General features: G+C 38.0%; 15 protein-coding genes. 4 read left to right on the top strand and 11 right to left on the bottom strand.

Annotation, left to right across the window (positions count from 1 at the left end):
* Window positions 1-8 precede the first annotated feature (8 nt).
* The 4 genes from ACUN8G_RS10670 to ACUN8G_RS10685 form a co-directional block, all read right to left on the bottom strand.
* Window positions 9-728 (bottom strand): FecR family protein, encoded by a 720-nt coding sequence (locus ACUN8G_RS10670; protein ID WP_437347453.1) that lies wholly within the window; start codon window positions 726-728, stop codon window positions 9-11.
* A gap of 5 nt (window positions 729-733) precedes the next feature.
* Window positions 734-1,786 carry a hypothetical protein gene (locus ACUN8G_RS10675; RefSeq protein ID WP_437347452.1) on the bottom strand — a complete coding sequence of 351 codons (1,053 nt, stop codon included), beginning with the start codon at window positions 1,784-1,786 and terminating at the stop codon, window positions 734-736.
* 104 nt (window positions 1,787-1,890) lie between these two features.
* Entirely contained in the window at window positions 1,891-2,214 is a 324-nt protein-coding gene (locus ACUN8G_RS10680) for a DUF3467 domain-containing protein (protein ID WP_437347451.1), read from the bottom strand.
* Window positions 2,215-2,289: 75 nt separating this feature from the next.
* Entirely contained in the window at window positions 2,290-3,462 is a 1,173-nt protein-coding gene (locus tag ACUN8G_RS10685; protein ID WP_437347450.1) for a tetratricopeptide repeat protein, read from the bottom strand.
* A gap of 179 nt (window positions 3,463-3,641) precedes the next feature.
* Here ACUN8G_RS10685 and ACUN8G_RS10690 point away from each other — a divergent pair, with 179 nt between their 5' ends.
* The 4 genes from ACUN8G_RS10690 to ACUN8G_RS10705 are packed head-to-tail and all read left to right on the top strand — an operon-like array spanning window position 3,642 to window position 7,937.
* Window positions 3,642-4,730: an adenosine deaminase gene (locus tag ACUN8G_RS10690; protein ID WP_437347449.1), complete on the top strand. Its 1,089-nt coding sequence runs from the start codon at window positions 3,642-3,644 to the stop codon at window positions 4,728-4,730.
* Between the two features lie 2 nt (window positions 4,731-4,732).
* Window positions 4,733-5,071, top strand: a complete 339-nt coding sequence (locus tag ACUN8G_RS10695; RefSeq protein ID WP_437347448.1) for a hypothetical protein — start codon at window positions 4,733-4,735, stop codon at window positions 5,069-5,071.
* A complete protein-coding gene (hutU, locus tag ACUN8G_RS10700) occupies window positions 5,064-6,719 on the top strand; it encodes a urocanate hydratase (RefSeq protein ID WP_437347447.1) in 1,656 nt (551 codons plus the stop codon). Before ACUN8G_RS10695 ends, hutU begins: the two co-directional genes overlap by 8 nt.
* Before the next feature lie 30 nt (window positions 6,720-6,749).
* A complete protein-coding gene (locus ACUN8G_RS10705) occupies window positions 6,750-7,937 on the top strand; it encodes an NAD(P)-dependent oxidoreductase (RefSeq protein WP_437347446.1) in 1,188 nt (395 codons plus the stop codon).
* Between the two features lie 52 nt (window positions 7,938-7,989).
* On the opposite strand, the gene ACUN8G_RS10710 is transcribed toward ACUN8G_RS10705, so the two are convergent.
* The 7 genes from ACUN8G_RS10710 to ffh all read right to left on the bottom strand — a co-directional run bounded on the left by ACUN8G_RS10710 (window position 7,990) and on the right by ffh (window position 12,461).
* The gene (locus ACUN8G_RS10710) at window positions 7,990-8,736 is read right to left on the bottom strand and encodes a type 2 periplasmic-binding domain-containing protein (RefSeq protein ID WP_437347445.1); all 747 of its coding nucleotides are present in this window, start codon (window positions 8,734-8,736) and stop codon (window positions 7,990-7,992) included.
* A 54-nt stretch (window positions 8,737-8,790) separates the two neighbouring features.
* On the bottom strand, window positions 8,791-9,138 hold the full coding sequence (rplS, locus tag ACUN8G_RS10715) for a 50S ribosomal protein L19 (protein ID WP_437347444.1): 348 nt from the start codon (window positions 9,136-9,138) through the stop codon (window positions 8,791-8,793).
* A gap of 2 nt (window positions 9,139-9,140) precedes the next feature.
* A complete protein-coding gene (trmD, locus tag ACUN8G_RS10720) occupies window positions 9,141-9,821 on the bottom strand; it encodes a tRNA (guanosine(37)-N1)-methyltransferase TrmD (RefSeq protein WP_437347582.1) in 681 nt (226 codons plus the stop codon).
* Window positions 9,811-10,344, bottom strand: a complete 534-nt coding sequence (rimM, locus tag ACUN8G_RS10725) for a ribosome maturation factor RimM (RefSeq protein ID WP_437347443.1) — start codon at window positions 10,342-10,344, stop codon at window positions 9,811-9,813. The genes trmD and rimM overlap by 11 nt, the downstream gene beginning before the upstream one ends.
* Window positions 10,345-10,358: 14 nt before the next feature.
* Complete coding sequence (locus tag ACUN8G_RS10730; RefSeq protein WP_437347442.1) at window positions 10,359-10,592, bottom strand: KH domain-containing protein; 234 nt, start codon at window positions 10,590-10,592, stop codon at window positions 10,359-10,361.
* 68 nt (window positions 10,593-10,660) lie between these two features.
* The gene (rpsP, locus tag ACUN8G_RS10735) at window positions 10,661-11,104 is read right to left on the bottom strand and encodes a 30S ribosomal protein S16 (protein ID WP_437347441.1); all 444 of its coding nucleotides are present in this window, start codon (window positions 11,102-11,104) and stop codon (window positions 10,661-10,663) included.
* Between the two features lie 22 nt (window positions 11,105-11,126).
* Window positions 11,127-12,461, bottom strand: coding sequence for a signal recognition particle protein (gene ffh / locus ACUN8G_RS10740; protein ID WP_437347440.1), 1,335 nt, complete (start codon window positions 12,459-12,461; stop codon window positions 11,127-11,129).
* Between the last annotated feature and the right edge of the window lie 63 nt (window positions 12,462-12,524).

Here is a 12,524-nt window from a genome sequence, read left to right on the forward strand (position 1 = left end):
ATAAATTTTTATTCTTCGGGAGCGTAGTACTCAATCTCAATTGTACCTTCATCAGTTTCAATATAAATTTTCTTAACTGCTGCATGCTTGGACATATTTAATTTATTCAGGTCTTCCTGATTTTGAGTGCGGAATTGGAAATTGCCATCGGGTGTGATAACAACTGTATTCCCTCCGTTCAATTGTCCACTACCGCCCTGAGGACCTCGAAAAGATAGGTCGGCCATTCCTGATTCTAAAGACATGGTAAAAGTGCTATCCTCGTCAAATTCGAGAAATCCATTCGTGCCTCGTATAGATGCAACGACCGTAGGAGTAGTAAAACGAAATTCTTCTCCCTCGTCTTGTTTATTCACATCAAAGCCGATCATCCCTCTTTGAAGAAACGCATCCTTGTTTAATTTACGTCCTTCCGAGGCACCGTAAATATGAAGTATTGAATTTTCTCGCACTCTTAAGATTCCCGACCCGTCTTTGAATAACACAACTGCCAGGGATTTCGAACCTGTTCTCAGTTCGTTTCCGTCAGAAAGGGGTAACCCAATTTTTGCTTCCTGCCAATTAGATTCTTTTTCGGTCAAGCGAAATGTTACACTATTAAATACTTTTTTAATTAGGGCAATGATTTCCTTTGTATCGTCGGCAGGTTTTTGAAGATTGCCAACTTCTCCACTTTTAAATCCAAAGAGAAGTGGAATAATTAATAAGATAAAAACTTTACTCTTCATTGCCTTCACCTGTTTTTAAACTCTACTGAAATTATAGATTGTTCATTTTGATCAAAGAAATCGAGAAGAGCATTCAAATCGCTGAAGTCAAGTTGATTTCCTTCGCTGTCTGAAATCTTAATCCCTTCGGGAGAAATCTCGCCGTTAAGAAATTTATTTATCAATTCCGAGCTTATCTTGTTTTGAAGGAAATTTGCCAATCGCAATATTACGGGATTGACCTCACGCACATTTGCAGCTTCTCCACCAGCAGTAGAAGAAGTTCTGAAAACTCTTGGTTTACTTCTCAATAATAAAATTTCACCGGCTCCTTCAATCTTTGCAGTAACCGAAACAACCACATTAGTATCCTGCAGGATTTCTCTTCCCAGGTAATTAGTAAGGTTTATTTGAGTGATATTTGCATCGACTTCAAGATTATCCACAAGCGGATTGCCAGAATTAAGAGCGTCTTCGTCGGATGCCTCATCATTCTTATAATTTGCCTTAATTATATAGCTGCTTGCTCCTATTGATTGGTCCCACGTAATTATAATGTTTCCAACATCGACTTCTTCAAATTGGAGAGGCGAGGTGATTTCAGGTGCAGTAGCATTAAGAAATGTAAAAATCCTTTCCACTTCATCTTGTTCACCTGAATTAATGTCCTGTACTTTCAAAACTACCCTGAAAATACCTCTTGGTTTTCCAATACTGACAATATCGGAAATAACATCAGAATTCAATTCGGATTCTTCATAAATTAAATCGTCATTATCCAGTTCGTCGTTATAAAAACTTCTGGATAAAAAAGGGGCGGTTTTGAAGTAGGCAACTTGAACAAAGCCGGAAGTTTCATCTTTTTTCCATTCTACAAATCCTTCAACAATTACTTCTACATTTTCGGGAAAAATTGATACTCTCATAACACGAGGTTGATTGGCGATATTGTTGTCCGGCAGGAATGCCGCAAGGTCTATAGTACTGAGGTCCTGAAAAATATCCAGTTGAATTGAAATCCCTTGCTGTGCATTTAAAGTTGTCGCCAGCAGAAAAACCAAAAGGGTAATTCTCTTCATTGCAGCTCCGATTTATTTTACCAGCCCTAATTGAAGACGACAGAAATGTAATTAAATATTATGATTTACTCAATTAAAATTTCGGAGCTTGCCCGGCGCTGTTTTTAATTTATCTTGTTTTCCTTATCGGGATTTATAAACCCATATTGAGGAGAAGTGTGAGCGTCGATTCGTATTTCGCCAAAGCGTGCTTCAAATTTTTCTATGTTGTCTTTAAGAGCACGCATTAGCATTTTTGCATGTTGCGGCGTTGTTATTATTCTTGCTAACACTTTTGCTTTTGGCACTCCAGGTACCACTCTCGTAAAGTCGATTACAAATTCAGCGGGAGAATGTGTTATTATTGCGAGGTTCGAATAGATGCCTTCGGCTTCTTTTTCACCCAATTCGATATTTATTTGTTGAGCTTTTATTTCGTTCTGTTCCATTGCCGCTCCTGTTTTATAGGGAAGTTTGCATTGCGAGGGAAAAACCGGGGGAAATCAAATTCCCCCGGCAAAAAATTATTTTCTTAACTGATCCGCCTTATTGAAAGCTTCTGCCGATTTTTCTTCGTTGCCAAGATTAGCGTGAACTTTACCCAATAATTCCCATATTGCTGCTTCGTTGGGATTTACTTCCAGATACTTTTCAAGATAAGGAATGGCAGCCTGGAATTTTTCCTTGTACTTAGTTTCGTCTATTTTCACATTTTCATTTTGTTCCATCTCCTCGCGTATCTTTGCACCCCAGCGAATATATGTTACAGCCAGGTTGTAAATTGCATTTGTGTACTGTGGGTCGAGCTCTATCGCTTTTTTGAAATGTTTTTCTGCACCTTCAAAATCATTTGCATTCAAAAGTAGAACACCTAAATTGTACTGATAGAATTTATTTTCGGGATCTTTTTCAACGCCTTTTTTGAAAGCTTCGAGTGCCACGTCGAGCTTATTTGCCGAAATATAAGCATTCGAAAGTCTCAATAAAATTTCGTTGTCATCCGGGAATAAATCTCTTCCTTTTTCAAGTACAGAAATAGCCTTATCAAAATATTCGTATGCTTTAACGCTATCCTGTTCATTTTTAGATTCGCGATATGAATCGATTAAAGTATTACCTTTTTCTGTATAGATTTGTCCTAACATTGAAAATGCTTCTGCCGAATTTCCAAGTGAAGTTAATTTTTCAAGCGGTTCAATTGCATCGTCAATTTTATTCATATTAAGATAAGTATAGACAAGATTAATGTAGCCAACCGACGAATCGGGTTGACACAAAATCGAGTTTTTAAATTGTTCCGCAGCCTGTTCGAAGAAGATTTGCATTGTATCCTTAGAGGCTGTATTGCTGGCTTTATTGAAGAAATTTACGCCTTTGTTGAAGCTCGTTGCCCAGTAATATTTTTTAGAATCTTCAATCTGACTTTTGTACTTATCACTTATTGATAAAGATTTATCGAAAGCATTTAACATTTCGGGAATGTTACCTTCTTCACCATAAATATATCCCAGAAGATACCATCCTTCGTCACTATTTGGATTTTTAGCAATATCTTTTTGAAGTGCTTCTTTAGCTTTTTCGTACTGCTTTTGATTAATATAAAGCTTTGCGCCTGTCAATTCCGCCGAAGCACACTGAAATGCCGTAATCCCCAAAGCCATCCCCAAAATACTTAAAAATATAAGCGCTTTTTTCATTGATACTCCTGAATTTTATCTTAAAAAATACCTCGAAAAATAACCAATTTAAGATTCCTAAGTCAAGATTTTTTTCAATGCTTCACTAAAGAATCTCGCATTGAAGCTCTCCATTTTACTAAATGTCAAATTGATTTTAGAGTGTTAAAAGGATATTTTTAAAAATAAAAGAGGACATAATGAAAACAGAAGAAATCATCAGAAATGTGCCCAAAGTAATGCTTCACGACCATCTCGACGGTGGTTTGAGACCTCAAACGATAATTGAACTTGCAAAACAAATTGGATATAAAAAATTACCTACAACCGACGCAGAGGAACTTGCTGAATGGTTTCATAGAGGTGCAAATAAAGGAAACCTCGTTGAATACCTTCAGGGTTTTGAACACACCTGTGCAGTTATGCAGACGAAAGAAGCTCTCAAAAGAGTAGCTTATGAAATGCTGGAGGATATGAAAAACGACGGTGTATGCTACGTCGAAACCCGTTTTGCCCCGGTCTTTCATACGCAAAAAGGTCTTTATTACGAGGACATTCTTGATGCTGTCCTTGAAGGTCTGGAAGAAGGCAAAAGAGATTTCGGAGTTGGTTATGGATTGATTTTATGTGGAATGAGGAATATGAAGAATACACTCGAGATAGCCGAGCTGGCTGTAAATTACAGAAATCAAGGCGTGGTAGGATTTGACCTTGCGGGCGAAGAAGGCGGATATCCTCCCAAAAAACATCTCGACGCATTCCAGTACATAAAGCAAAAAAATTTCAATATTACAATTCATGCAGGCGAGGCTTTTGGTAAAGAATCGATATGGCAGGCTATTCAAATTTGTGGGGCTCACAGAATAGGACACGCAACACGACTTGTCGAAGATATTGTGTTCGATAAGGATGGCAACGTGGTTCAATTGGGGGAACTCGCACAATATATACTCGACACGAGACTGCCTCTGGAAATCTGTCTTTTGAGCAACGTCCATACCGGCGCAATCGACAAACTCGAAAATCATCCGTTCATCAAACTGTTCCGTGAAAAATTTAGAGTCTTCCTTAATACCGACGACCGCCTGATGAGCAATACTACTCTTACCAAAGAATATACAATAGCAAGTGAGCTGTTTGGACTTAATCTGGACGACGTCGAAAAGCTTAATATAAATGCGATGAAGTCATCATTTATTCCATACAAAAAACGATTATATTATATTTACCATGTTATTAAACCCGGTTTTCAGAAAATGAGAGAAAAATTACTATCATTAAAGGTATAATTATGGCTAAACCACTCTTTAAAAATTATTCTTATGAATTCGACAAGAACGAAAAAAAATTATTAATCACTTTTTGTAAATCAATTGTGAAACAAATGTCGAATGACGAGAGATTTTACACCGAAATTAAAACATTTAACTCGTTGATTCAAAAATTAGAAAGTAAAGATAACCCTATCAAACTGACAAAAGACGAAAAGACAAAACTCGTATTCCGACTGAAAGAAAATGAAAAGCATTTAGAAAAACAGATTAAAAATGCGGGATTCATAAAAAAATTGTTTTTCAAACCTCTCTACAAACAATATAAAAACATAATAGAGACGCACTTTAATGACTAAACGAGTAGTGAAAGCACCAACAGGCACAAAATTAACTTGTAAAGGCTGGATTCAGGAAGCCGCAATGCGTATGCTTATGAACAACCTGGATCCTGAAGTTGCAGAACGACCCGAAGACCTGATAGTCTACGGAGGCTCTGGTAAAGCTGCCCGCAACTGGGAGAGTTTTGATGCTATTGTAAGATCTCTGAAAGAATTAAACAATGACGAAACTTTGTTAATTCAATCGGGTAAACCTGTTGCTATTTTTAGAACTCATGAAAATGCACCGCGAGTTATAATATCAAATTCAATGCTCGTTCCTGATTGGGCAACCTGGGATGAATTCCGGCGACTCGAAAGTCTGGGACTTACAATGTACGGTCAAATGACAGCAGGTAGCTGGATTTATATTGGCACTCAGGGAATACTTCAGGGTACATATGAAACTTTTGCAGCATGCGCCGATAAGTACTTTAACGGTTCGTTATCCGGTAAATTTTTGTTGACTGCAGGATTAGGTGGAATGGGCGGAGCTCAGCCTCTCGCCGCTACTATGAACGGTGCTGCATTCCTGGGAATCGAAGTCGATCCTTCCAGAATTCAAAAACGACTCGATACAGGCTATATCGATGTAATGACCTACGACCTCAACGAAGCTCTTAAACTTGTACTCGATGCCAGAGAAAAAAAAGAAGCACTTTCGGTTGGACTGGTAGGTAATGCAGGCGAAGTGCTGCCGGAAATTCTAAAAAGAAATATCATTCCAGATATCGTCACAGACCAAACGTCTGCACACGACACTCTTAATGGCTACGTCCCGATGGGTATGAGTCTCGAAGAAGCATTGAGTCTTAGAAAACAAAATCCAGAAAAATATATTTCATTGGCAAAGAAAACAATTGTAGAGCATGTAAAAGCACTGCTCGAATTTCAAAAGAGAGGCGCAGTTGCGTTTGATTACGGTAACAATATTCGTGGAGAAGCAAAAGATAACGGTGTGGAAAATGCATTCGATATTCCGGGATTCGTACCAGAATACATAAGACCTCTATTTTGCGATGGTAAAGGACCCTTCAGGTGGGTGGCATTAAGTGGCGATCCAGAAGATATTTATGTTACCGATAATGCAGTTATTGAAGCATTACCAGACAATAAAAAACTTGTACGATGGATTGAAATGGCGGGTAAAAAAGTTCACTTTCAAGGATTGCCTGCGCGTATTTGCTGGTTGGGTTATGGTGAAAGAGCTAAAATTGGGAAAATTTTCAATCAGCTTGTAGCAAGTAAAAAAGTAAAAGCCCCCATTGTAATTGGAAGAGACCATCTGGATTGTGGATCGGTAGCATCTCCCAACCGTGAAACCGAAGGAATGAAAGACGGAAGCGATGCAATCGCAGATTGGCCAATTCTTAATGCTCTATTAAATGCCATTGGAGGAGCTAGCTGGGTATCCGTTCATCACGGCGGAGGTGTAGGGATTGGTAAATCGATTCATGCCGGCATGGTTATCGTTGCAGATGGCACATCTGCTGCTGAAGAAAGACTTGAACGCGTTTTAACTTACGACCCTGGTATGGGAATAGTCCGTCATGCAGATGCTGGATATGAAAGAGCCATCGACAACGCCTTGAAATTCAATATCAATATACCAATGCTCAACAAATAGAAATCATTAACAAACACAGGATAAATTAAAATGAAAGTATTAATAGCCGACAAATTTCCTGAACAGTATATTAAAAAACTGGAAGAAGCCGGTATTGAAGTCATCTATAATCCTAATTTAGGAGAAAAAGATTTGCCGGAAGCTGCACAAGAGGTTGATTGTTTAGTTGTGCGTTCAACAGTCGTCAGCGCCGAGACAATTGAGAAATCGAAGAATTTGAATTTAATTGTACGTGCAGGTGCCGGTGTAAATAATATTAATATACCTGCTGCAAACAAAAAAGGAATTTATGTTGCTAATTGCCCGGGTAAAAATGCAATTGCAGTAGCCGAGCTGGCTATCGGACTAATGATTGCCTGTGACAGGCGTATACCAAATAATGTAATTGATTTCAGGAATGGCAAATGGAACAAGGCCGAATACTCTAAAGCAAAAGGACTTTACGGCAGAACTCTTGCTATCGTAGGATACGGTCATATCGGAAAAGAAGTAGCAAAACGTGCTCAAGCTCTTGGCATGAATATCTATGCAAAAGATATTTCGAGGATTGAGGGTTACGGCGTTAAAGACTTTTCCGAATTCGACAAAGTTTTACCGATTGCAGATGTAGTATCAGTTCACCTCCCATCAACCCCAGAAACCAAAGGATTATTTAACGAAAAGATGTTTAATATGATGAAAGATGGAGCAATATTTATCAATACTTCGCGTGCCGACGTCGTAGACGAAGAAGCATTGATCAAGGCAGTAAAAGAAAAAAATTTGCGCGTGGGACTGGATGTTTTCAATGACGAGCCGGAAGACAAAAAAGGAAGCGTCTCTTCAAAACTTCAAGAACTCGAAAATGTTTATGTTACTCATCATATCGGAGCATCAACAGAACAGGCACAAAACGCAGTTGCTGAAGAAACTGTTAATATCATCCTTGATTATATTAAAAGCGGAGTTATTGCTCACTGGGTCAACAAAGCAAAAGCACCCGATACACACTATCAACTCGTCGTTAAACATTATGATAAGCCCGGCGTGCTTGCTTCAGTACTCGGTATAATTAAAGACGGCGATATCAACATAGAGGAAATTGAAAACATTATTTTCGACGGTGGACTGGTTGCATGCTGCACTATGAAACTTAAAGCTCCTCTCAGTAATGAAATGCTCGAAAAAATTAGACAAAATCCAGATGTAATTACTTACTCTCACGTAATGCTCGATTAATACAAAAAAAGCTGCCTTCCTGGAGGCAGCTTTTTTATTGTTCAGAACCAGATTAAATAAATTTCACGTCAATAATATCATCGATTATTCCGTGATAATATACCAGTTTAATTAGTTCCTGAATAGCTTCTGTTTCGTTGGGCGTTAGTTCATAATAAATTGAGTTAAAATTGTCGGCTATAAAGTTTTTTGTATCATCGCTCAAACCTAATTCATTCAAAATATTGTCGATATTGTCTTCAATCAATGTGTCGATTTTCTTAAATGTATTATTGAATGATTCAAGATTTTGTTTGTTTTCGGACACCAGCAAATAATTAACATATGGCAGATTTAAAAGATCGGAAATTTCATCTGCCAGACTAAGTCCTTTTTTGTATTTACTGTCAATAAAATTTTCGTCTCCAGCAATCAGATAGTCAAATTGAGGAGCTAATTTTAAAGAAGTATCCAGAATTATTTCAGGGTCAACTGAGTAACGTTCTTCAAAGAGAATCTTCGAAATTAAGGCTTCGTTGACGGAAATGTCGCCGCGAAGATATATTTTATCGATGGTTCTTTCACCCTTTACAAAATAGAGATAAGCGGCTGACAATAAACCATCAAATGAGATACCAATTTTCGAAGAAACGAAAATTTCCTTATTGTTGATTAATTCCAGTGAGGGAATAAGACCGATACTTTCTTTATCGTTCAACAAATTTTTTACTACTAAAGACGAAGGAGAAGGGATGATACAATAATTCTGTTTTATTGTAGGTTCATTGGTGAAAATCTGAATAAAGATATTATTTGGCACATACAAATTCATGGCATAGATAAAAAAAGCCGCATCTTAGAGCGGCTTTTCATATTATTTATCATTCTTATTTTTAATTTTTGCGGCTTTACCCGAAAGATTGCGCAGGTAGTAGAGCTTAGCACGCCTTACTCTACCCTGACGGATAACTTCAATTTTGGCAATTTTGGGTGAATTAAAGGCGAAAATTCTTTCGACTCCCACACCACTTGAAATTTTGCGAACCGTAAAAGTTTTTGTTAGACCTGAGCCGCGTATGTTAATTACGTCTCCTTCGAAAGGCTGAATTCTTTCTTTATCGCCTTCAATAACTCTTACGTGAACTTTAATACGATCGCCACTTCTGAATTCTGGAATATCTGTGCGTATCTGTTCAGCTGTCAGTTCTTTTATCTTATCCATTGTTACTCCGTTTTATTTATTTTTTTCCATTTTTCTGTTAAAATTTTCGATTGCTCTTCTTTCCACATTTTAATTCTTTTTTCGTTGCCCGATCGTAACACTTCAGGAACCTCCATTCCTTTATAAACCGCTGGCCGAGTATAATAAGGTGCTTCAATAATATCACCGTCCATAAGTGAATCGTTCAATGCCGATTCGCTGTCGTTGAGTACTCCCGGAATCAATCGAACAACAGAATCAATTATTATTAGAGCTGCAATTTCACCACCGGTCAAAATATAATTACCTACCGAAATTTCGTCGGTAGCAAATTTTTGTCTTACGCGGTCATCGATACCTTTGTAGTGTCCAGCAATAATCATAATATTTTTTGCCAGCGAAAATTGATTGGCAAGTTTCTGGTTGTAAAACTTACCACCGGGAGTCGGGAATATTATATGGTCGTATTTCCGCTGGTCCATTAATTTTTCAATACATTCAAAGAACGGTTCCGGTTTAAGAAGCATTCCGGGTCCACCGCCAAAGGGTTTATCGTCTATCTGCTTATGCTTGTCGTATGCATAATCCCGTAAATTATGAACGTATACTTCAACTTTTTTTCTTTCTTGCGCTCGCTTGAGTATACTGGTATTTAACGGACTCGTAAAAAAATCGGGCACTGCTGATATAACGTCAATCCTCATTGTCATAGAGCAAATCGCTATCGTCTGTTAAGTCGAGTCTTTTTTTAACAGCATCGAAATTTTTAATATAATTTTTTATTGCCGGAAAAAGGATTTCTTTTCCGTCATTGTCTTTAATAACATAGACGTCATTAGATTTAAGAACCCAAACGTCTTCAATTGTGCCAATAAAAAAACCTGCACGGTAGACCTTACTACCTATCAAATCATGGATAAAGAAAGTAAAATCGTCAAGTTCAACTTTGTTTTCTTCATCCACGAATAATCTCTTTCCAATAAACAAAGCTGCATCTTCAGCCGTGTCGAAACCTTTTATTTTCAGTAAGACACGGTCATCTTCAACCACACTCTCCTCGACTTCGAAACGTTTTACATTGCCAAAAAACTCAGCATAAACATAATCGAGGTTGAAGAATCTCTCAATAAAATCGGAATAGGAATCTACCGCAAAAAATCCTTGCTCGCCTGCAACGGATTTAACAACAGCAATTAAGATTAGATCATTTACCGAAGGATTTTGCATCCCGCAGCAAACGATTAATCTAAGATTTTTAATATGGCACGTTTACCTTCTTTAGCAGCGATAGCTGTCAGCAATGTACGCATTGCTTGAGCAGTTTTTCCCTGTTTTCCGATTACCTTACCGACGTCGTCAGCACCGACTTTAAGAGTAAGTTCAATGGTTTTTTCGTCGGGAGTGGATTCTTCCAGCTGTACAGTATCGGGATTATCCACAAGGTGTTTTGCGATAAATTCAATAAATTCCTTCATGAGAGTACCTATAATATTGTAAATAACGGGTACCTAATTTAGAGTACCTGTTTCCATAATTATCGGATTCAGGCTTCTTCGGAAGCAGTACCCTGTGCTTCCTGTGAATCTTTAGACTTTACTTCATCCGACTGTTTTTCTTCTTTTTTGGTTTTGGCTGCTTTCTTATTCAGTTTAGCTTCTAAATTAGCTTGCTTCATTTTTTTCCATTCTTCGAGTTTTGTCTCTATTTCCTGCTCAGACAAACCCTTTTTTTGTAGTTGTCTTTTAAGGAAAATTCCCTGAGCAGAAAGCAGATTTCGAACCGTTGTAGTCGGTTGAGCTCCAACATTTAACCAGTAGAGAGCACGTTCCTCTTTAATTTCTACTGCAGCCGGTTCAGATTTGGGATTATACGTTCCAATTGCTTCGATAAATTTACCGTCTCTTGGTGATCTCGAATCGGCAGCAACAACTTTATAGATAGGCTGCTTCTTTTTTCCCATTCGTTTCAGTCTTAATTTAACCGCCAATTTATTTATTCCTCCTTTATGTTTAATTTAATCCAAATTTTTTCAAATTCAACATCCCCCTTCCACCACCTTGTTTATTGATCATCTTGATCATTTTCTGCATTTCATTAAACTGCTTAATAAGTCGATTGACATCCTGAATCGAATTACCACTACCCCGTGCAATTCTTTTGCGTCGACTACCATTAAGAATTTTTGGATTTCGACGTTCTTCTTTTGTCATCGATTGAATAATTGCTTCCACTTTTACCAATTGTTTATCGTCAATGTCCGCATTTTTAATTGCCGAACCGACTCCCGGGAGCATTGAAATGATCGATTTTAAAGAACCCATTTTTTTTAGCATCTTAATTTGTTTCAAAAAATCGTCGAAGTCAAACTTATTTGCTAATAATTTTTTTTGTAGCTCTTCGGCTTCCTTTTCGTCGACCTGCTTTTGAGCCTTTTCGACGAGGGAAATGATATCGCCTTTCCCGAGAATTCTGGAAGCCAGCCTGTCGGGATAAAAGACTTCGATCGAATCGAGTTTTTCGCCAGTACTTACAAATTTAACCGGGCGATCGACAACGGCGCGTATTGAAAGGACACAACCGCCTCGCGAATCGCCGTCCAGCTTTGTAATTACAATACCGTCAAAGTCAACTTTTTCATGAAAAGCCTTTGCAGAATTAACAGCATCCTGACCGGTCATCGAATCGACAACGAACAAGGTTTCAGTCGGCTTGACCTTTGCTTTAATTGCAGCGGCTTCTTGCATCATTTCTTCGTCAATATGCAATCTGCCCGCAGTGTCGATAATTACGGTATTGAGCTTATTTCCTCTGGCATACTCGATAGCTTCTTCGGCAATTTTCACCGGATCCATACAGCCGTCAATCGAAAAGACTGGAACGTCGATCTGTTTGCCAAGTATTTTCAATTGGTTGACAGCTGCAGGCCGATAAACGTCGGCAGCAACTAAAAGAACATCTCGTTTTTTGCTTTTTAATAAACCTGCTAACTTGGCGCTGAATGTAGTTTTACCACAACCCTGAAGTCCAATGAGCATAATGGTTGTAATTCCGGAGGGATTTAATTTAATTTCCGCCCCGTTACTGCCAAGTAGCCTGGTTAATTCGTCATAAATAATTTTTGTAATAAGCTGACCGGGAGTAATGGAAGTAAGAACTTCCTTCCCAAGTGCTTTTACCTTGACATCTTCAATAAATTGCTTTGCAACTTTATAATTTACATCAGCATCCAAAAGAACACGACGAATTTCCCGAAGAGTTTCAGAAATATTTTCTTCGGTTAATTTTCCCTGTCCAGTTACTTTCTTAAGTACCCGTTCGAATTTTTCAGTCAGTTCTTCGAGCATAGTTAATCAACTCTCGTTAAGATAATAAAAAGGTGATGAATATCAAACTATTTCAGTTCCGGC

This window comes from Melioribacter sulfuriphilus (genome assembly GCF_052656625.1).

Excerpts from the sequence above, each read along its gene's own strand:
- ACUN8G_RS10670 (WP_437347453.1), bottom strand. The coding sequence starts at position 728 with ATGAAGAGTAAAGTTTTTATCTTATTAATTATTCCACTTCTCTTTGGA.
- ACUN8G_RS10675 (WP_437347452.1), bottom strand. The coding sequence starts at position 1,786 with ATGAAGAGAATTACCCTTTTGGTTTTTCTGCTGGCGACAACTTTAAAT.
- ACUN8G_RS10680 (WP_437347451.1), bottom strand. The coding sequence starts at position 2,214 with ATGGAACAGAACGAAATAAAAGCTCAACAAATAAATATCGAATTGGGT.
- ACUN8G_RS10685 (WP_437347450.1), bottom strand. The coding sequence starts at position 3,462 with ATGAAAAAAGCGCTTATATTTTTAAGTATTTTGGGGATGGCTTTGGGG.
- ACUN8G_RS10690 (WP_437347449.1), top strand. The coding sequence starts at position 3,642 with ATGAAAACAGAAGAAATCATCAGAAATGTGCCCAAAGTAATGCTTCAC.
- ACUN8G_RS10695 (WP_437347448.1), top strand. The coding sequence starts at position 4,733 with ATGGCTAAACCACTCTTTAAAAATTATTCTTATGAATTCGACAAGAAC.
- hutU (WP_437347447.1), top strand. The coding sequence starts at position 5,064 with ATGACTAAACGAGTAGTGAAAGCACCAACAGGCACAAAATTAACTTGT.
- ACUN8G_RS10705 (WP_437347446.1), top strand. The coding sequence starts at position 6,750 with ATGAAAGTATTAATAGCCGACAAATTTCCTGAACAGTATATTAAAAAA.
- rplS (WP_437347444.1), bottom strand. The coding sequence starts at position 9,138 with ATGGATAAGATAAAAGAACTGACAGCTGAACAGATACGCACAGATATT.
- trmD (WP_437347582.1), bottom strand. The coding sequence starts at position 9,821 with ATGAGGATTGACGTTATATCAGCAGTGCCCGATTTTTTTACGAGTCCG.
- rimM (WP_437347443.1), bottom strand. The coding sequence starts at position 10,344 with ATGCAAAATCCTTCGGTAAATGATCTAATCTTAATTGCTGTTGTTAAA.
- ACUN8G_RS10730 (WP_437347442.1), bottom strand. The coding sequence starts at position 10,592 with ATGAAGGAATTTATTGAATTTATCGCAAAACACCTTGTGGATAATCCC.
- ffh (WP_437347440.1), bottom strand. The coding sequence starts at position 12,461 with ATGCTCGAAGAACTGACTGAAAAATTCGAACGGGTACTTAAGAAAGTA.